The sequence below is a fragment of the Xanthomonas sp. LMC-A-07 genome, assembly GCF_030208825.1.
Taxonomy (GTDB): domain Bacteria; phylum Pseudomonadota; class Gammaproteobacteria; order Xanthomonadales; family Xanthomonadaceae; genus Xanthomonas; species Xanthomonas campestris.
Window position 1 is genome coordinate 613,859 of record NZ_JARVTF010000005.1, and the last position, 17,856, is coordinate 631,714.

The 17,856-nt window shown below is 64.6% G+C and carries 13 protein-coding genes, 1 other RNA gene and 1 pseudogene; 7 read left to right on the forward strand and 8 right to left on the reverse strand.

Going from position 1 to position 17,856, the window contains the following annotated elements:
- The first annotated feature begins 68 nt into the window (after nucleotides 1-68).
- The 3 genes from QRM89_RS05660 (at nucleotide 69) to QRM89_RS05670 (ending at nucleotide 2,704) form a co-directional block, all read left to right on the forward strand.
- Nucleotides 69-527 carry a hypothetical protein gene (locus tag QRM89_RS05660; protein ID WP_285447479.1) on the forward strand — a complete coding sequence of 153 codons (459 nt, stop codon included), beginning with the start codon at nucleotides 69-71 and terminating at the stop codon, nucleotides 525-527.
- A 138-nt stretch (nucleotides 528-665) separates the two neighbouring features.
- A complete protein-coding gene (locus QRM89_RS05665) occupies nucleotides 666-1,532 on the forward strand; it encodes a hypothetical protein (protein ID WP_285447480.1) in 867 nt (288 codons plus the stop codon).
- A 56-nt stretch (nucleotides 1,533-1,588) separates the two neighbouring features.
- Complete coding sequence (locus QRM89_RS05670) at nucleotides 1,589-2,704, forward strand: saccharopine dehydrogenase NADP-binding domain-containing protein (protein WP_285447481.1); 1,116 nt, start codon at nucleotides 1,589-1,591, stop codon at nucleotides 2,702-2,704.
- Between the two features lie 50 nt (nucleotides 2,705-2,754).
- On the opposite strand, the gene QRM89_RS05675 is transcribed toward QRM89_RS05670, so the two are convergent.
- Nucleotides 2,755-3,540, reverse strand: a complete 786-nt coding sequence (locus tag QRM89_RS05675) for a DUF1868 domain-containing protein (RefSeq protein ID WP_285447482.1) — start codon at nucleotides 3,538-3,540, stop codon at nucleotides 2,755-2,757.
- Between the two features lie 10 nt (nucleotides 3,541-3,550).
- Nucleotides 3,551-6,208: a TonB-dependent receptor gene (locus tag QRM89_RS05680; RefSeq protein WP_285447483.1), complete on the reverse strand. Its 2,658-nt coding sequence runs from the start codon at nucleotides 6,206-6,208 to the stop codon at nucleotides 3,551-3,553.
- Nucleotides 6,209-6,306: 98 nt separating this feature from the next.
- Between QRM89_RS05680 and QRM89_RS05685 the strand changes: the two genes are divergently transcribed.
- Nucleotides 6,307-7,464, forward strand: coding sequence for an ROK family protein (locus QRM89_RS05685; protein ID WP_285447484.1), 1,158 nt, complete (start codon nucleotides 6,307-6,309; stop codon nucleotides 7,462-7,464).
- Nucleotides 7,465-7,523: 59 nt separating this feature from the next.
- Here the strand turns inward: QRM89_RS05685 and QRM89_RS05690 are convergent, their stop codons facing one another.
- Nucleotides 7,524-9,308 carry a ribonuclease H-like domain-containing protein gene (locus tag QRM89_RS05690; protein ID WP_285447485.1) on the reverse strand — a complete coding sequence of 595 codons (1,785 nt, stop codon included), beginning with the start codon at nucleotides 9,306-9,308 and terminating at the stop codon, nucleotides 7,524-7,526.
- On the reverse strand, nucleotides 9,305-11,800 hold the full coding sequence (locus QRM89_RS05695; RefSeq protein ID WP_161963454.1) for a DEAD/DEAH box helicase: 2,496 nt from the start codon (nucleotides 11,798-11,800) through the stop codon (nucleotides 9,305-9,307). Before QRM89_RS05695 ends, QRM89_RS05690 begins: the two co-directional genes overlap by 4 nt.
- Nucleotides 11,801-11,972: 172 nt before the next feature.
- Between QRM89_RS05695 and QRM89_RS05700 the strand changes: the two genes are divergently transcribed.
- On the forward strand, nucleotides 11,973-12,635 hold the full coding sequence (locus QRM89_RS05700; protein WP_042595485.1) for a hemolysin III family protein: 663 nt from the start codon (nucleotides 11,973-11,975) through the stop codon (nucleotides 12,633-12,635).
- 155 nt (nucleotides 12,636-12,790) lie between these two features.
- Here QRM89_RS05700 and QRM89_RS05705 read toward each other — a convergent pair whose 3' ends face one another.
- A complete protein-coding gene (locus QRM89_RS05705) occupies nucleotides 12,791-13,489 on the reverse strand; it encodes a hypothetical protein (protein WP_285447486.1) in 699 nt (232 codons plus the stop codon).
- A gap of 84 nt (nucleotides 13,490-13,573) precedes the next feature.
- Between QRM89_RS05705 and QRM89_RS05710 the strand changes: the two genes are divergently transcribed.
- A non-coding RNA gene (locus QRM89_RS05710) (sX9 sRNA) lies at nucleotides 13,574-13,648 on the forward strand.
- A 70-nt stretch (nucleotides 13,649-13,718) separates the two neighbouring features.
- Here the strand turns inward: QRM89_RS05710 and QRM89_RS05715 are convergent.
- A complete protein-coding gene (locus tag QRM89_RS05715) occupies nucleotides 13,719-14,237 on the reverse strand; it encodes a hypothetical protein (RefSeq protein WP_285447487.1) in 519 nt (172 codons plus the stop codon).
- 265 nt (nucleotides 14,238-14,502) lie between these two features.
- Nucleotides 14,503-14,709, reverse strand: a pseudogene (locus tag QRM89_RS05720) (oxidoreductase); the annotation flags it as partial.
- 107 nt (nucleotides 14,710-14,816) lie between these two features.
- On the opposite strand from QRM89_RS05720, the gene QRM89_RS05725 reads away from it, so the two are divergent.
- Complete coding sequence (locus tag QRM89_RS05725; protein ID WP_285447488.1) at nucleotides 14,817-15,572, forward strand: hypothetical protein; 756 nt, start codon at nucleotides 14,817-14,819, stop codon at nucleotides 15,570-15,572.
- Between the two features lie 471 nt (nucleotides 15,573-16,043).
- On the opposite strand, the gene QRM89_RS05730 is transcribed toward QRM89_RS05725, so the two are convergent.
- Complete coding sequence (locus tag QRM89_RS05730; protein WP_285447489.1) at nucleotides 16,044-17,852, reverse strand: XVIPCD domain-containing protein; 1,809 nt, start codon at nucleotides 17,850-17,852, stop codon at nucleotides 16,044-16,046.
- Nucleotides 17,853-17,856 lie beyond the last annotated feature (4 nt).

A 17,856-nucleotide genomic window follows, 5' to 3' on the forward strand; every position in this document is an offset into this window, starting at 1 on the left:
ACGCGCTACCAGCCAGCCGCGCCTGCGGCACCGCGACGCCAAGCACGCAAGACGATGGCGATGCCTATGTGTTGCTGCAGGGCGAACGCGAGCTGATGCACGGCACGGCCGACGATCTGCAGGCCGCGCGCCGGCATACCAACGCCAACGGCTGGGTGTTGTGGTTCCGTGCCAGCGGTGTGCAGTACGTGGTGCGCGACCCCGGTTTGATCCATCGGCTGCGCACCGGCTATGCACGCAGCCTGCAATTGCGCGCGGCGCAGGAGCGGCTGGATGCGCGTCAGCAGGCGCTCGATGCACAGCTCGCTGCAGCGCCCGAGGCAGGCACTGCCGCACCTCGTGCGCCGTCGTCGAAGGTGCCTCCCACCAGCACGCAGGTCCTGGACGCCCAGCGACACGCATTGACCGAACAGCAGGCCGCGCTGGCAAGGAAACAGGCGGGCGCCACGCGTCTGGCCACACGTCAGGCGCTGGGCGTTCTGCGCGAGGCGCTGGCCAGTGGCCGGGCAACGCGGGTGGCGGGTTAGCAGCCAAGGCAGGTAACGCGTGTCGCGCTGCATCGTGCTGCGTGTGTTCCCAAACGCTGTCAGCAACGTCACGCAATGCCCGGGCCTGCCATCAACCCAACACCATCCGCACCAACTCACTCATCCGTGGAGATTCTTATGTCGTACATCACTCGTCTGCTTCCGCGCGCTGGCACTCACGCGATCCAGCGCGTTGCGCTCACCGCCATGCTGCCGCTCTGCCTGAGCGTGATGCCTGTTGCACAGGCAGCACGCAACACCGCCACTGTAGCTGCGCCTGAGGTTGCACGCACGGCAACAGTGCGCGCCGACACCGCACGGACCGCAGCCCAGGCAGCCAATACCCCGCGCCCCACGGCACCGACGTCGGCACCAACCCGCCCGGCAACAAGCGGCGTAACCACGCACGGCCAGCTCAGGCTCTCGGCCAGCGCCGACCAGGACGCCTATGTGCTGATCCACAACGGCGAGAACGTCATGCATGGCACGCTCGATGATCTCAAGCGCGCCCAGCGCCTGGCCGGCAACAGCAACGCAGTGCTGTGGTTCCGCAGTGGCAGCAAGAGCTACGTGGTGCGCGACCCGGCAACGCTCGATCGCCTGCATGCACTCTATGCACCGGTGGCGCGGTTGGGCGATGCGCAGGGGGCGCTGGGCGAGCGGCAAGGCAGGCTGGGCGAGCAGCAAGGTGCACTGGGCGAACAGATGGCCGCCCTGGCCGAGCACGATGCAGCCGCTGCTGCCGCACAGGCGCATGCAGCAATCGCAGGTGGTCCCTCTGCCTCAAGCAAGGCCGAGCATGCCGCCCAGCAAGCCAATGCGGCGCAGCAGCGCAGCAAGCAACAGCAGATGGAGGCGCTGGCCACGCAACAGGCCGCACTGGCCGGCCAGCAGGCCGACCTTGCCGAGCAGCAAGCAGTGGCCAGTGCGCGCGCAGAGGCGCAGGCGCGAAGCCTGATGCGCGAAGCAATCCAGCACGGGCTGGCAACCCTGGTCGAGCGTTGATCGCCGCACTGCCTGTTCGCCGATACTGTGCGCTATCGGCAGGCGGCGAGCAGGCAATGACGTATCGGGTGATGGTGTTGGGCGGTTACGGGCACTTCGGCGCACGTATCGTGCGTGCGCTGGCGGCGGCGCCGCAGGTGCATGTCATCGCGGCGGGGCGTCACCCGGGCGCGATCGCCGCTACCTGGCCCGATGCCGCGCCCGGGCATATTTCGGCATGCCGCCTGGACATGGCCGCTGACGACTTCGCGGCGCAGTTGGCTGCCACCGCGGCCGACGTGGTGGTGCACACCGCCGGGCCGTTCCAGGGCCAGGACTACGCAGTGGCGCGCAGTTGTCTGCAGGCGGGCGTGCACTACATCGACCTGGCCGACGGCCGTAGCTTCGTGCGCGATTTCCCAGGCGCCATGAACGCGCTTGCGCAGCAGGCCGGGCGTGTGGCGATCAGCGGGGCCAGCACCTTGCCCGCGCTGTCGAGCGCGGTCATCGACGCACTGCTGCCACGGTTTTCGGCCTTGCACGACATCGGCATGGTGATCGCGCCAGCGCAGGGCACGCCGCTGGGGCTGGCCACCGTGCGCGCGGTGCTGTCGTACTGCGGCACACCGTTTACGTGGTGGAGCGAGGGGCGTTGGCAGACCGTGGTGGGATGGGCCGCGCCGCAACGTGTGCACTTCGCAAAGCTAGCACCGCGCCTGGCATCCCCCTGCGATGTGCCCGACCACGACCTGTTGCCGCAACGCTATCCCGGCGTCCGCAGCGTGCAGTTCCGCGCCGCGCTGGAAGTGGGTTTCCTGCAGCGTTGCCTGGCCGCACTCGCCTGGCTGCGCCAACGCGGGGTGCCGCTACCGATGGCGCGCGTGGCGCAGCTACTCGCACGCGCCGGGCGCTGGTTTGATCGCTTCGGTACCGACCTGGGCGGGATGCGCGTGACGCTGCGCGGCGAGCGCGACGGCCAGCCACTGACCGTGCACTGGGATCTCACTGCCCCGATGCTGCACGGCCCGGAAATTCCCTGCCTGGCCGCGATTCTGTTGGTACGTAAGCTCGCCGCCGGCGCTGCATTGCCCAGCGGTGCCCATGCATGCATGGGCTTGCTGACGCTGGCCGAGTTCGAGCAGGCGTTCGCCGCGTGGCAGATGACCACCGAGGTGTCTGAGGCGCGGGCATAAGCGTGCCGCGCGAAGCTGTCAGTGACAGCGCTGGTCACCATCAGCCACGCTCACACTTCGTATTCGGTACGAAACGCATACATGTCGGCAAACGTGCAGAAGTGAAAGTGCGGGATGGTAATTGGCCCAGTGTCTGCAAGCCGCTTCAGCCACGACGTCACCACGCTGCGATACGCCGCCTGCTCCGCAGCATCGAGTGTGGCGCACAGATACGCCAACGAAATATGGAAGCGGAAGTTGACGTAGTCCGGCCGCTGCAAACGGGTCAGTGCCATGAGCCCCGCGCGTGCAGCGTCCAGCCGCTGCGTGGTTGCGGCATCGGCCGGCAGCAGCGGAATCAGCAGGTTGTCGTTGCTGCCGGTCTTGGCCACAGACGGGTCGACGATGAACCGGCATGCCCCCAACGGGGCGGCAGCGCGCTGCTTCAGCCGCGACAGGAAGCTGGCATTGATCTCGCCCAGCGGCACATCGCGTGCCACATCGCTTGGCCATGGCCCACGTGCGCGATCGGTCTCGTTAACGCCGCCCAGCAGGGTCACGTGATAACTGCTGGGCGGCAGCAGCGCGAACTTGTTGCCAAAGCGCTGCTCCGGCAATTGGCGATAGATATCCAGCACGCGGTCGAAGCTGTCGTAGCCATCGCCCTGTTGCGGCAGATGGCCAACGAAGGTGTTGCCCGCAAACGGCAGCGGGCGGCGGGAGCGCGCAAATTTGCGGCCTACGTCTGAGGGCGCTGTTGTAGTGGCGAATGCCGGCACTGTAGCGGCCAATGCCGATGCGCCGGCGGCGGCAAGCAGGGCGCGTCGGCTGATGCGTGGAGGTGGAAGCGGGGGCATATGCAGTTCCTCAGAGTTTGACATTGACGCCAAGCATCACCGTTGGCGCCATCTTCCACGCCGACTGCACGTATTCCTGCTGGCGGCCGATGCGGTATTGATAGCCTTGCCCGGCCAGGTTGAGCACATCCAGGCTCACCGCCACCGTGGGTGACACGTCCCAGCCCAGTTTCAGGTCGATGCGATCCAGCGGCTGCTGGTAGCGGTTGCGGTAGAACTCCAGCGCGTTGCTGTAGTTGGGGTAGCGGTCGTCCCACAGCTCGCCGGTGTGGTTCCAGGCCAGCGATGCGCGCAGCGGGCCGCGCGCGTAATTCATGCTCAGATTCCACAGCTGTTTGGGTTGCTGTGGCAGCACGGTGAGCGAGGTGCGGGTGCCATCGCCCAGCACCACCGGATACGCCACGTCCAGCAACGTGATGTTGGCACCCACCGACAGGCCGTTCAGTGCAGGCAACCACGGGCCCAGCTCCTTGATGGCGCCGAGTTCGGCGCCGCGCAGGCGCACCGGGCGGTCGGTGTTGCGCGGTTGGGTGACCAGCACCTGCTGGCCGTCGATGTCCTGCAGCTGGCCGTAGCGGAAGATCTCGTTGGATATCGTCTTGTGGAACAGCGCGACCGACAGCAGGCTGCCGCCATCGTCGAAGGTCCAGTCGTGGCCCAGGTCCAGATTCTGCGAGCGGCGCGGTTGCAGGTCCGGGTTGCCCTGGTTGAGCGTGGGTGGGGTGCTGCCGAGGGTGAGCACACCGCCGTTCAATGCCATCTGGTCCAGGCGTGGTCGGCCGATCGAGCGCGATGCGCCAATGCGCAGCGTGCCGTTGGCACTGGTCTGCAGTTGCGCGGCAAACGACGGCAACCAGTTGCGATAGGTCCGCACCGCGTTGACCGGCGTCCAGGTGGCGCCGCTCGCCTGCAGGCCGGCGCTACCGAAGCGTGTCTGTTCCAGGCGGACACCCCCGGCCACCTGCCAGCGCTCCCCGCGCCATTGCGCCTGGGCAAAGCCGGCGCGGACCTGCTCGTCCACGCTGTAACTGCCGCTGTTCTGGGCGCTGGTGTCCACCACGCCGCGCGCTTGGCCGGCAGCCGCATCCCAGCGTACGTCGGCCAGGGCCGGGTCGATGGTCATCATCGGCATCGTGCAGCCCAGTGCGCAGATCGGGCTGCCCAGCACGTCGTCCAGCGCATACGGCAAGCCGCTCCAGGTGGTGCGCGCAAACGCGGTCTGCATGTGCGTGCGCACCTGCCGCAGGCCCCAGGCCAGGCCCAGGCCGCGGCTGTCCTCGTCCATGTTGCGCCGCAGGTCCAGCTGCAGGTCGCTGACCCGCTCGGCGTAGGTCGTGCGCTCCTGCTGGTGGTTGAGGTTGGCATAACGCGCGGGGTCGTCGGCCTGCGTGGGGTTCAACGCAGCGAAGGCAGGTAGGTTGCCGGTCCAGTCGAACGCGTAGGCCAGGCGGTTTTGCTGGAAGCGATCCCAGGTCTGCGGGTTGTCCACCGTGGCGCGCGAGGTGCTTGCCCGCAGCGCGCCGCGCCACTGGGCCGGTAGCTCGGCCAGCAGCTCGCCATTGAGCCCGGAGAGCCCACGCTTCCAGCGCAATTGCCCCAGCTCGACGAGCTGATTGACGTTGTCCAACGTGCCGCTTTGCGCGCCGGTGCGGGTCAGGCGCGCGCTGTTTTGCACTTGTGCGGCCTGGGTGTTGCGGTCCGATGCCTCGCGCTGGCGAAACGCGTATCCGGAGATATGGCCACTGAGCGGGCCGTCCGGCTGCCAGTCCACGCGCAGGGTGACGCCGCGGCGTTCGCGGGTGTTGTCGTAGTTGTACCAACGCCGTTCGCTGGGCACGGCAGCACCCACGCCGGCATAGGCGAGCGGCGCACGTGCGCCGTCGGCGTCGTACCAATTCAAGCCGCCGCCGTTTTCCTGCTGCGGCACCGAGATCTCACGGCGCCACACGCTGGCCGCGCCGAGGAAGGCAAATTCGCCCTCACGCCCGAAGCGTTTGCTCCATTTCAGTTCGCCTTCGCCCACCGGGGTGCGGCCGCCGTAGCGCTGCCCCATCAGGTTGGCACCGCCCTTGGCCGAGGCCGTCAGCAGGCCGTCCGGTCGCGCGAAGCCGGTCGCGGTGACCAGGTTGGTGACACCGCCAATGGCAGCACCGTCGTTCTCCGGCAGCAGCGACTTCACCACATCGATGCGGTCGACAAAATTCGCCGGCAGCACATCCATCAAGGCCTGCCGACTACCGATGTCATTACTGGCAAACGCAAAGCCATCGATGAGCATGCTGTTGTAGTTGCCATTGAGGCCGCGCACGGTCACGTAGCGCGGTTCGCCCTGGTATTCGACGGTGCTCACGCCGGTGACGCGCCGTAACGCATCGCCGATGTTGAAATCGGGCAATTGCCCGATGCTGTCGGCGGCAACCGAATCAACGATGGTAGGTGCGGCCTGCTTGGTGGCGATGGCACGCGTGTTCTGCGACTGGAACGGGTTGCGCACCTGCACGGCATCCAGGGTCTGCGCGTCGGCCGCCACCGGCGCCTCGATGGCGCTGGCGAACCGGGGTAGGCAGCCAGTCACCGCCAGCCCGAGCGCGAGCGGCACCACGCGTCGCGAGGGCAAAGCGCGCCGTGGCGGGCAGGTGGGGCGGGAATCCGGGTGCAACAGGCGCATGGCACGCTCCAGCAGCGAGACCCAACGCGGGCCGCAGGTGAGTTAAATTAAGCTGCTTAATTAAAACCTTTGTGACAACGCCGGAGCTTTCGCTGCGCATGCCATCTTTCTTCGTAAATGCGGCGATCCGTTCGCACTACCGTCGTCGCAGCGATGGGCAGGCCGCCGGTGCCAGCGAGCGCATGCTGCTGGATCTGGTCCGTTGTGCCGGGCAGATCGCCCGCGCCGATCTGCCGCGGGCCACGGGTCTCAGCGTGCCCGGCACCAAGGGCATCATCGATCCGCTGGTGGCCAGCGGGCTGCTGCAGCTGGGGCCATCGCTGCGGCGCGGACGGGGCCAGCCCAGCGTGCAGGTGCGCCTGGCACCCGACTATGCGTACAGCCTGGGCGTGTCGTTGATGGTGGACGGCATCGCAGTGCTGCTGATCGACTTCGCCGGCCAGGTTCGCGGCATGCGCCAGTTCACCGCCTTCCCGCTAACGCTGGCGGCGGTGCGTACGCACCTGCCTGCACTGGTGGAGGCGCTGCTGCAGGACACCGGCGTGGAGCGGCAACGGCTGTTTGGCGTGGGCCTGAGCATGACCGGGCCGCGCATCGGCGACGGCACGCGGGTCAATCCGCCGCTGTCACTGGACGCGGAATGGATGCAGGTTGAGCTGGACGCGCTCGTTGCCGACTGCCTGCAGCTGCCGGTGTGGATGGACAACGACGCACACTGCGCGGCGCTGGCGGAGGCGGTGTACGGGATCGGCCGCCAGTCGCCCGACCTGGTGTACCTGTACATCGCCGATGGTTTTGCCGCCGGTGTGATTGCCGCAGGTGACGTCCGCCGCGGCGCGCATGCAAACGCGGGTGAACTGGGCCGCATCTCGGCCATCACCGGCACCGCACGGCCCACGCTGGAAAACCTGCGCCAGGCGTTGGTGGCCGAGGGTCATGTGCTGCCAGATCTGCACGCGATGCTGCAGCACTACGATCCGGCATGGCCGCAGATCGATGCTTGGCTGGACACCGTGCAGGCCACCGTGACCCTGGCGGTGGCGGCTGTCATCGCCTTGATCGATCCCCCCGTCATCGTGTTTGGCGCGCGCCTGCCTACCGACCTTGCGCAGCGGCTAATCGCCCGCGTCCGCTTCGAATCGGCACCGCGGCGCGGCGTTGCATCGCCGTATCCGGCGTTGCTGGTCGGGCAGGTGCAGGCCAACGCCACGGTGCTGGGTGCAGCCATGCTGCCGTTCAAGGAAACGCTGTTTTAAGCCAGACGCTGCGTGTGCGATGAGGGACCAACAGCGCAGCGGCATCGCATCGCAGCGGCTCAGGTTGCTGTGATTTCCTCGCTGTCTTGCGCCTGCACCGCCACCAGGCGCTGCATCAACAGCGACAACGTCACCACGTCCTGGTGGTTGTGGTCGGCCACGCGGCGCAGGTTGCGTGCGCTGCCACCGCGCAGGTAACTCAGCCACGCGGCCGGCGCCTCGGAGCCGGGCAGGTCGTCTTCGCGCACCACGCGCAGCAGCTGCCGCTCGATGGTGGAGAGCTTGCAGTTCTCCCAGGTGCCGCGATAGCGGCGGCGGGTGGGGAACAGCAAGTCGACGTGGTCCAGTGCGGAAATCGGATCGCCACGCCGTGCCAGCCGGTAGCGCGTCTTCAACAGCGGCGCGTCGTAGCAACGGCCGTTGTAGCTGGACAGCACCGTCTGCGGAGTGAGCCAGCTGCGGAACAGGTCCAGCATCGCGCTTTCGGCGGCCATCGTGGACATCATCAACTGACGCACGCGCAGCCCGCTGCCGCGCGTGGCATCCACGCGCCAATCGGCCACGCCAATCATGAAGGCGCGCGTGCCGGTGCCGCCGGCCAGGCCGGTGGTTTCGGTATCGAAGAACAGCAGGTGCTCCGGTTCCACCGCATCCTCGCGTTTGGCGAAAGCCAGCGACAGCGCCTCGCGCGGGATGGCCTGCGGCAGGAAGGCTTCGATCAGGTGCAGGCCGGGCGCGATTTCGTCGCCTGGCAGATGCCGATCAAGGGACGGTGCACGCACCGGCATGGTGGCGGACACCGCGCGCTCTCGCACACCAATCATCTTGCGCAACGCACCGATGTCGGCGCGCCGTTGCATGGCTGGCGCCGCTGCTGGCGTTTGCACTGTTGGCAACGCAGGCGCGGCTACGGCACTGGGTGTTACCGCGGGTTTGTGCCGCACATCGTGTTCCACCCAGGCAAACACCGAGGCATCGCGTGCCGGCGGTACTGCCGGTGACTGGAGTGCGCGGCGCATCATTCCCGATGGGCTGGGTTGCTGCTGGGCCGCATCCATGCTGCTTGCGCCGGACGTGCGGGTGGGGCGCATCACGTGAGCGCTTCGCGTACCTGCGTTCGCGTCAGGCGACAACGCGCCGTTATCGCGCATGGCTGACGGCCGCGCACGCGCAGCGTGATCTGACAATCCGCGCACCGTTGCTCCCGATGTCGCCACACCATCGCCGGCCGCCGCTTGCCGTTGTGCGCGCGTCGGCACTGCTGCGGCGTCCTTCCGTGGCGCAGGCGTCATGCCACCCACCTGGCGGCGCAATAACCGCAGCCGCTCTGCACTGACACCGGTCGTGTTGCCAGCCGCAGTTGGCACGGCAACAGGCGCATCTGTTTCCACAGGGACGGGCGGCGCCGATGTTACGGAACGCGACGCTGCACGGTGCCCGCCACGCTGCACCGTCCCGGCATCGCGGCGCATGCTCAACGGCTGCAGGTCATCGGCATAGGTCGCAAGATCGCGCGCACTGACGGCGTTCGAGGGCACATCGAGCCGTTCACCAGCCGTGGCGTTCGCTGCGGCGCTGTCAGCGCGCGTGCCGTCCACGGCAACTGCGGCCCGATGCAAAGCTGCGGTGCCATCGACACCGGCCTGTGCACCGGAACCAACAGCAACGGGCGTGTCCGCCTCTACAGCTGTCCCCGCGCCCGCGCACGCACCATCATCCACGCGCAACGCATCGGCCGCCTCCACACGCGCCGACGTAGCAGCCTCTCCACCCACCGGCCCGCGCACATCCGTCTGCCCCGCCTGGCGGCGCAACAGCCGCAGGCGGTCCGCACTCACACTCATGCAAGCACGTCCAGCGCCAGGTCGTCATCCACGTGCGTGGCGTGGCGCAGTGGCGCATCCGGGTCGAACAACAGCGCCAGCACCGTCAGCGCCAGTGACTTCGGCGATTCACCCTTGCCTTCTTCGTGCGCAGCCAGCACCGGGCCCACGCAGGCCGGGCAGCCGGCGGTGCAATCGCAGCGGCGCACCAGCTCGTCGGCGCGCTGCAACAGCTCGGCCTGGCGCAACCACAGTGGTTCACTCAGGCCCACACCGCCGGGGAAGTTGTCGTACAGGTACACGGTGGGCACGAAGGCCTGCTGTAACTCCACCGTGCCTTCCTCGCCTTCTTCCACGCCGCGCAGTTGCCCGCGGCCGGTCTGGTCGGCCACCGCAAACCACGCGCCGTCGCCATTGCCCACGGCCTTTTGCAGGTCGCGCGCGTCGGCCATCACCGCCACCGTGGCCACCACGTGCAACGCATAGGCCGCGCCGAGAAACCCATCCAGCGCATCCTGCTTGGACGCGAATGCCTTGCCCAAGGTGGCCTGTGGCAGCTGCCACCACACCGCGGTGGTGTGCAGTTCCTGGTCGGGCAGGTTCACCGGGCCGTAGCCGATGTTTTCATGCGTGTAGTAACGGATCTTCTTGTAGCCGGACACACGCCGCACCACATGCACTTCGCCATGGTGGGAATCGCCACGCCCGGCCACGCCGCCATCGAAGCGGTCCAGTACCTTCAGCTTGGTGTAGTCGATGCTGTCGGTGTAGTAGTCCACATGCGTACGCGTCACGTACGCCTTGCGGCCTTCCCAATCCAGCCGCTCCACTTGATACGGCGTACTCTGCACCATGTGGATGGCGCCTTCGTACAAGGTGAGCGCAGCGGCCGAATAATCCACCTCGGCGATGATCTGCTGCTTGCCGTCGGTCTTGTCCACCACCACGAAGTTGCCATCGGCCACCGAGCGCAGGCTCACCGCGTTGGCCGGGTAGCTGTCGGCGATCCATTCCCAGCGGTCGCCTTCCTGGTGGATCACTTCGCTTTCGGCCAAGGCTTCCAGGAACACCAGCGGGTCGATCGGGCCGAACGGTTCATCGGCAATGAACGGCAATTCGAATGCCGCGCAGCGGATGTGGTCGAACAGGATCAGCGGCTGATCCGGCGCAATGCGTGCATGTTCGGGCGAGGCATCGGCGAAGAAATCCGGGTGCCGCACCACGTACTGGTCCAGCGGCTGCGAGCTGGCCACCAGCACACCCAGTGCCGGTTGCTGCCGCCGCCCGGCGCGGCCAAACCGCTGCCAGGTGGCCGCCACGCTGCCGGGGTAGCCATTGAGGATCACCACGTCCAGCGCGCCGATATCAACACCCAGTTCCAGCGCCGAGGTGGACACGATGCCGTCGATGGTGCCCGCGCGCATCGCGCGTTCCACTTCGCGGCGCTCGGTGGGTAGATAGCCGCCACGGTACGCACGGATGCGCGCCGGCTTGCGCGGGTCGTGGTCGAAGATGTCCTTCAAATACTTGGTCAGCACTTCCACCATCAGCCGCGTCTGCGCAAACACCAGCGTCTTCAGCCCGCTCTTGATCGCGATGCGCGCGATGCGGTTGCTCTGCGACCGTGCCGAGGCGCGCAGGCCCAGGTCGGCATTGACCACCGGCGGGTTCCACAGCAGCACGTGCTTGTCGCCGGTAGGCGCGCCGGATTCGGTGATGGCATGCACGCGTTCTTCGATCAAGGCCTGCGCGTGCGCATGCGGGTTGCCGATGGTGGCCGAGCACAGGATGAACTGCGGGTTGGCGCCATAGAACGCGCAGATGCGCTTGAGCCGGCGCAGCACGTTGGTGACGTGGCTGCCGAACACACCGCGGTAGGTGTGGATCTCATCGATCACCACATAGCGCAGGTTTTCGAAGAACTGCGCCCACTTGGTGTGATGCGGCAGGATCGCCTGGTGCAGCATGTCCGGGTTGCTCACCACGATGTCGCCATGCAGGCGGATCGCCTGGCGTGCATCGCCAGGCGTATCGCCATCGAAGGTGAAGGCTTTCACCCCCAGCTCGCCGGCGCGGTTGAGCTCCAGCAACTCGGCCACCTGGTCCTGCGCCAGCGCCTTGGTCGGGAACAGATACAGCGCCTTGGCGCCGGCGGTCATCGCCGCGCTTACCACCGGCAGCGTGTAGCACAGCGACTTGCCCGAGGCGGTGGGCGTCACAATCGCCACATGCTCGCCGCGCTGGCTCGCCGCCCAGGCATCGGCCTGGTGGCTGTAGAGCTGGCTGATGCCGCGCGCGCGCAGCGCATCGGCCAGGGCCGCCGGCACGTCGTCGGGAATGGGCGCGTAATGGCCTTCGCGCCCGGGGATGGTGAAGCTGCCGGTGATGCGGTCGTGGTAGCGCCGCTCCAGGCGCTCGGTGAGCAATGCGCCGTCGCGGCTGGGCCGGCCATCAGTGGTGGCCAGGGCGCGTTCGGCGGTTTCGGTGCGGGGAGCGAGGGCAAACGGAGGCATACGGCGGCTCCCAAAGAGGGGCATGAGACAGGGGAGGTGTCTCAGGGTATGAGACCGCGGCCAAACCGGCGAGCCTGTGTCACTGAGCGGATTCAGCAAGCGGGTATCCTGTCGGGCCCCACCGGGCCGCGCCATGCGGCGCCGGCGGGCTCCCCCACCTCGAAGACCTGCCGTGCCCGTGCCCCCCAGCGCTCTCGCCCCGCACTACAAGACCCCTTCCGCCCGCCGTGCCGACGTTGTGGTGCACGCCGCCGGGTTGTTCCTGGCCATCGTTGGCGGCGCCTGGATGATCTGGCGCGCGCATGCCAACGGCACGATGGTGCTGGCCACCTGCGTCTACGCGCTGGGGCTGCTGGTGATGTTTGCCTGCTCGGCGGCCTACAACTTCGCCCCGCCGCAGCGCCAGCCGATGCTGCGCAAGTTCGACCACGCCGGCATCTTCGTGATGATCGCCGGCTCCTACACGCCGTTCTTCCTGCTGGCGCTGGATGGCAGCTGGCGCTGGGCCATGATCCTGAGCGTGTGGGGTGTGGCCCTGTTCGGGGTGTTCGCCAAATTGTTCCTGCCCGGCATCGCCAAGGGCTTCTGGGTCGCCATCTACCTGCTGCTGGGCTGGGCCGGCATCGTGGTGATCAAGCAGATCGTCGCCGGGTTGGACAGCACCGTGCTGTGGCTCATCGCCGCCGGCGGCGCGTTCTACACGGTGGGCGTTGGCTTCTACGTGCGCAAGTCCATGGTCTACAACCGCGCCATCTGGCACGCCCACGTGCTGGGCGGCGCACTGTCGCACTGGTGCGCCATCTGGCTGTGCCTGCGGCCGATGGGCGAGGTGTAGCGCGCTGTCGATGTCGTCGAGCAGTCGCGTATGCCCCTCGCTCGCTAGCATCGACACGTCATGGATCTATTGATCGCCTGACGACGTCGGCTTCCAATCAGAGCGCGCAGGTACAAGTACAAGGATCAGCACGTCGTCGCCGTCGCGTGTGTAGATCAAGACATATCTGCCGTGCTGGCAGGTAGACAAACGCGTTCCCGGCAGTGGCCCAGAGTGATAGATGGCGGCACCATCCAGCGCGTCGCCCTCGGTTTCGATCCGGTCGTCCTGTTCACATGCGGCGGAATACATCTGCGGGTCGGAGATTTCGATCGCGCGCGCCAGTGCTGAGGCGAGCAATGCGGTGCGCGCATCCAGCGCGCTCTGCTTCCAGGCCACGCTCGCGCACGCGTGTCCTTTGCAGCCAGTGCTGCCTCAAGCGCCGCACGTTGTTGCGTCTTGAGCGTCTCCATCTGCTGCTTCGCCTGCGCGCTGGAGAGTGCGGGGCGGGGGTCGGCCAGGGCATGCTCGGTCTGGGTGCGTAGCGACACCGCATAGCGTGCGTCCAACTCCTTGACCTTCATCGCCTCGGAGCGGTCAGGCCGGCGCTTCGTCTTGCCGCTCTCGGCGTCCCACTGCGCAGCGTCCACATGAAGCACGTCCAATGGCATGCCCATCTCGCGCAAGACCTTCAACGCACTTTCGAAGCTGCCAAACCGGCGCGGCGCATTCGCCTTGGTGGCCAGCACACGGGTCTGGTTATGGGTCTGCAACCGCACGGTCCAGGCACCGGCTTCCCCGATGACCGACGCCTGCCTGACCGCACTGGCGTCGACCAGGGCGCGTGCGGTCGCCAGCTTGACCAGATTCGTCATGGCGCTATCCAGTTAACGATTAAGAGCAGCTATCAAAACTACTGCGCAGCCGCCAGGCGGGCGCGGCCGGTGCTCGGAATCCTCATGTACCCACGTACATTCCGGTTCCTCCGCGCCGCCCGCACCCACCTGACGGCTGCTCGCTACGTTTTGTTAGCCGCTCTAAATGGCATTCACCTTGCCATTGATCAGGGGCGCCAGCTAACGGCTGTCGGTCAGGCTCGCACCCTCACAGCTTGGTCTTCAGCACCGCCTCGAACGCCGCGTCCGGCTCAAGGCTATCGGAGAGCACGATCACCGAATGCAGCGTGCCCCGCGCCTGCACGCTGTATTCGAAGCCCACCTGCTTGCCGTTGCGGCTGAACACCTCGATCTCGCTGTACTCGCCGATCTCGCCCTCGAAGCGTTCCTGCGTGTAGCCGTGCTCCTTGGCGAAGTTCTTGGCGGCCGAGCGCGCGCCTTCCCAGACGGCATCTTCATAGTTGATGGGCTGCAGCAGGCTCACCAATTGCGTGGCACACGGCGTGGCGCTGGTCATGCCATAGCCATCGACCGTGCCCACCAACGGGATGCTGCTCTGGCTGCGCTTGGGCGTGGCGTTGACGGTGCAGCCAAGCTGCTGCAACTCGGCCAGAGTGAAGTGCTCGGATTCCGGGCGCGGCGGGTCAGCGGTGTGGCTGCCGTTGCAGGACGCCATCAGGCCAACCAGGGCCACGGGCCAGAGGATGCGGAAGGAAACGGTCAACAACGGCGACGTCCTTGTAAGAGTTGAGAAAACACATACCAAGTTTGGACCTGGGCGTAGGAGCGCACCTGGGCGCGACCTAACGTCAGGCCAGCATGGCCAAAAGCCGGTGCGCGCAACAACAAGCGCACCACAACGCTGCTGCGTGAATACCTGCGTGGCGCTAACACCACCACGCCGCCTCCCAACCACCACCACGCGCGTATGCACCCGCGCAGTCAGCACAACAGCATAGCCGGCAGGCGCCCAAAACGCCTGCCGCTTTCCATCAGCCCACCACGCGCGGTGCCAACAGATCGCCCAACCCCACCCGGTGCAGCATCTCCGCACGCAGGCGATCGAGCACGCCGAAGCCCACGTCGGCACCATCGCCAGCCGGGTCGATATGCACGCGGAACGGGCGCTTGCCGAACGGCGCATCCACCACCTGCACGATGGCCTGCGCCACCTCGGCCACGTCCGCATGCTCCGGCACGCGCCGCCAACGGCAGTTGGTAGTGCGTCACGACCATTTCGACGAATGCACTAGGCGATCACACCGGCTAGCTTAGTCACGCAGGAAGCCGTTTTCATCCACGCAAGGTGGCAAAGAATTTTGCTGTCCCTATCCAGGAGGCCACCTATATTTGTGTTTTGATAAATCGGGCTCCGTTGACGCTACGCTATAAGTATGATTTTGTGTTCAAGTACCATCGCAACATTAAAAATCGACAAAGTTTGCTTACTAACAAGGAGTTGGCAATGCATGCATGGAGAGTAACGGCAATAGTGGGCTTAATAATCTGGTCTCACTCGGCATTAGCGGCGGGGCGATTGAGTATTAAGATTGAACAAGCAGTTAAAGCTGTTAATAGCGATAAGCCTGTAAGTAACAAGCAAGATGAAACAGGTATACGCGTCGTTGCTACTAATCTAGGTGGCCAGGACATCGAAGTCGTAGATCAGTGGTTTCCAAAGACCAACAAAAGTGGTCTTTTGATGAACAATGTTTTTCGTGTCTTGGCAGATGATGGAAGTGAAGCTCCCTATTTTGGCATCTATGTCAACATGGACGGCGCGCCAGAAGATGTATATGTCAAAGTGGGTCCAAAGCAGAAGAAGGTGGTGGACGTAAATATTCAATTGAATTATCGTCTCAAGCCAGGGCGGCACTACACTGTTAGCTTAAGAAGTCCTTCTCTTTATTTGAACAGGCCTAAACTGACTTATAAGGATGCATCCCGAGACTCACTTCGGGCATCGTGGCTTGAAGCGTCATCAAATGAAGTTAGAATTTTTGCTGGCGATCAGCTAAGACTGAATAACATCTCTAAAGACGAGTCATCACAAGATAACTGAGGCGGAATTCGCATCTTGCAGCGCAGCTCAGGTCCAGCATGTTGGACAAAATGTTATACCGCAATCAACCGCGATCGCTTACGAAGCTCTTACTGAATACGGCCAGCAGACGAAAGTTCAGACCTTCGATGTTCCGCCATATGTTGACATGTCGTTTGAACCGACCGCGCGATTTACGACTTGGTTCGGCGTTCATGGTGATCCTGATGACTACTGCCGGACGACCAATATAATGACAGTATGGTATTCGCCACATGGTATCGATTGCCCTGGCTATATAGCGTAGTGATGGAATCCGACGTCGCAGGGCGCCCTTGGCGCTTTGCTTCGCTGCGCAGGGTCACGTTCTCGATTCCCTGGCAGTAACGCGCCAATCCCGGATGTTGGTGCGCGCGCTACTGCTCCTAGCTGAAGGGCGTGGTTTCGCGAAGCACTGAGTTTGCTGAGCTGCCCGCTGCCGAGATGTAACCCTCAGAGCGAGCGAGCCTGCCCCGATTGCTGCTGCACAACATCCTGTTGCTGGCTTCTCTGTATTTCCTCAGCTTTCGCCTGCTGCAGTGTCTCCACCTGCGTCAGACGTTGCTCCGCCGGAACAGACAGGGCTTCCTGTGTCGGCATGTGCGCCCTATTCGCAGCTGGATCAGGGGAAGCATTGCTCGCGCGCCACATATGCAACACTTCGCCGCTGCCCAGATTTGGGGTAGGTGTGTTGAATGCAAACTTCAAGTCGTCTTTCGCAGTGAAGCCTTTCTCAGCTGCCATCAGCATCAAGCTGGCACTGAGCCGCTCACTATTGTCATCCCAGGGCTTTCCGGCCTGGCGGTCTAGCTCACTGACGCCTTGGCGTACTTTTTCAAGCAAGGCCCTGTCGATGGACGGATGTTGACTGCGGCCGCTTCTTTCGTCGCTTGGAGCAGCAAGATCAAACGCCGGGCTGACATGTTGGTGCGTACCCTGCGTATGCTGGAATAGCCCACGTGTGGGTGGGGTCGTGCTGGTATCCCAGTATGGCTGAGGGTTAGCCGCACCGGTTTGGGAAAGATCAATCCCGTTATGTTCCAGCAACGGTTCCTTGAAGCGGAGGCGCTGCATATCAAGATGCATCTGGGGTGCAATGCCGCCCACCGGATGAGCGTGCGTCCTCTCGATATAGATCGCCCGACTGACCGCCCCTGCACCGTAGTAGTTTGGGTAATCGGAGTCGCCATGAAATCCGATGCCGGTGGTCTGAGCTGTGGGTAGGCCTGGTGTTCCTCGCGGTTGCTTGTTGAAATAGTAAGTCTCTTGGGCGGCAACATTCTGCGGCGTCATCGGCAGCGATCCGTCGGCATTGAATGTAATTCCCTGCCGTGCCTGAGCTTGTAGAGGATTAGAAGGATTGAGTTCCACAAAATCGTCGATTCGCCCGTTCCCCAGTGACTTCATTGCCGTTGCGTCAACATGAGGATTGCTTTGTCGTACCCTGTCTGCCAAGGCGTTCCATCCAGCAATCTGCGCTTTCGCTTCGTCCTGCCGGTTACTGGCAATCAAGTTCTCGATAGGGACTGTGTAATCATTTATCGGATTGTTATCTTTGGCAATTGCAGTGGCTGCCTGATCAAACCTGCGGTATGCAGCCGCTGTGTCGATCTGGTTGAAGGCATGTTGCGTCTCGTGCCCAAGAACAAAAGTCAGATCATTGGCACTGATCTGATTGAACCGGCTTGGCGGCTGGGAAAGCGTGGTTGGGGGAAGGCTCATCGTGTTAGTTGCCGGATTGAACGTTCCGCCAGCAACAGTTCCACTCAACGGCGCGAAGTTTTCCAACAGCATGTGCGGTTGCCTTGCGCTGGTATCAACGGTAGTGACCGCTGTCTTCATTTCGCGTGCTAATGCAGGCGAACCATTGATGGTGGCTTGAAGGTTGGTGACCATGTTCTGCGTCACCGGTTGGCTTTGTTGGTTTGCGTCCAAATAGGTGCTGTTTGCAAAGCGCACGCTCATTTCTTGCAGGCGCAGCGCAGCACGCAGGTCCGTACTCGGGCCACTGCCCGGGTCAAGAGCCGGAAGCGTTATGACGCCAGTGGATTTTTCATATGATCCAGTCAGCGGCTCGGAGCCGCTTGCCCCTAGGGCAAACCCGGTCAAATGACCGTTTGCTGCTTCGCTATTCAGGCGTTGAGTGAGATCTTGGTCAGCAGCAAGCGTCGCTCTCAACTGCGACACTTGATCGGCACTGACTCCTGGCTGCCCAGCGAACTGAGCCAACGCAGCTTGCAGTTGGGTGTTTGCACTGGCCATCTAC

Bases quoted from the DNA above. Each gene is read 5' to 3' on its own strand.
- QRM89_RS05665 (WP_285447480.1), top strand. From the start codon at position 666: ATGTCGTACATCACTCGTCTGCTTCCGCGCGCTGGCACTCACGCGATC.
- QRM89_RS05670 (WP_285447481.1), top strand. From the start codon at position 1,589: ATGACGTATCGGGTGATGGTGTTGGGCGGTTACGGGCACTTCGGCGCA.
- QRM89_RS05675 (WP_285447482.1), bottom strand. From the start codon at position 3,540: ATGCCCCCGCTTCCACCTCCACGCATCAGCCGACGCGCCCTGCTTGCC.
- QRM89_RS05680 (WP_285447483.1), bottom strand. From the start codon at position 6,208: ATGCGCCTGTTGCACCCGGATTCCCGCCCCACCTGCCCGCCACGGCGC.
- QRM89_RS05685 (WP_285447484.1), top strand. From the start codon at position 6,307: ATGCCATCTTTCTTCGTAAATGCGGCGATCCGTTCGCACTACCGTCGT.
- QRM89_RS05690 (WP_285447485.1), bottom strand. From the start codon at position 9,308: ATGAGTGTGAGTGCGGACCGCCTGCGGCTGTTGCGCCGCCAGGCGGGG.
- QRM89_RS05695 (WP_161963454.1), bottom strand. From the start codon at position 11,800: ATGCCTCCGTTTGCCCTCGCTCCCCGCACCGAAACCGCCGAACGCGCC.
- QRM89_RS05705 (WP_285447486.1), bottom strand. From the start codon at position 13,489: ATGACGAATCTGGTCAAGCTGGCGACCGCACGCGCCCTGGTCGACGCC.
- QRM89_RS05730 (WP_285447489.1), bottom strand. From the start codon at position 17,852: ATGGCCAGTGCAAACACCCAACTGCAAGCTGCGTTGGCTCAGTTCGCT.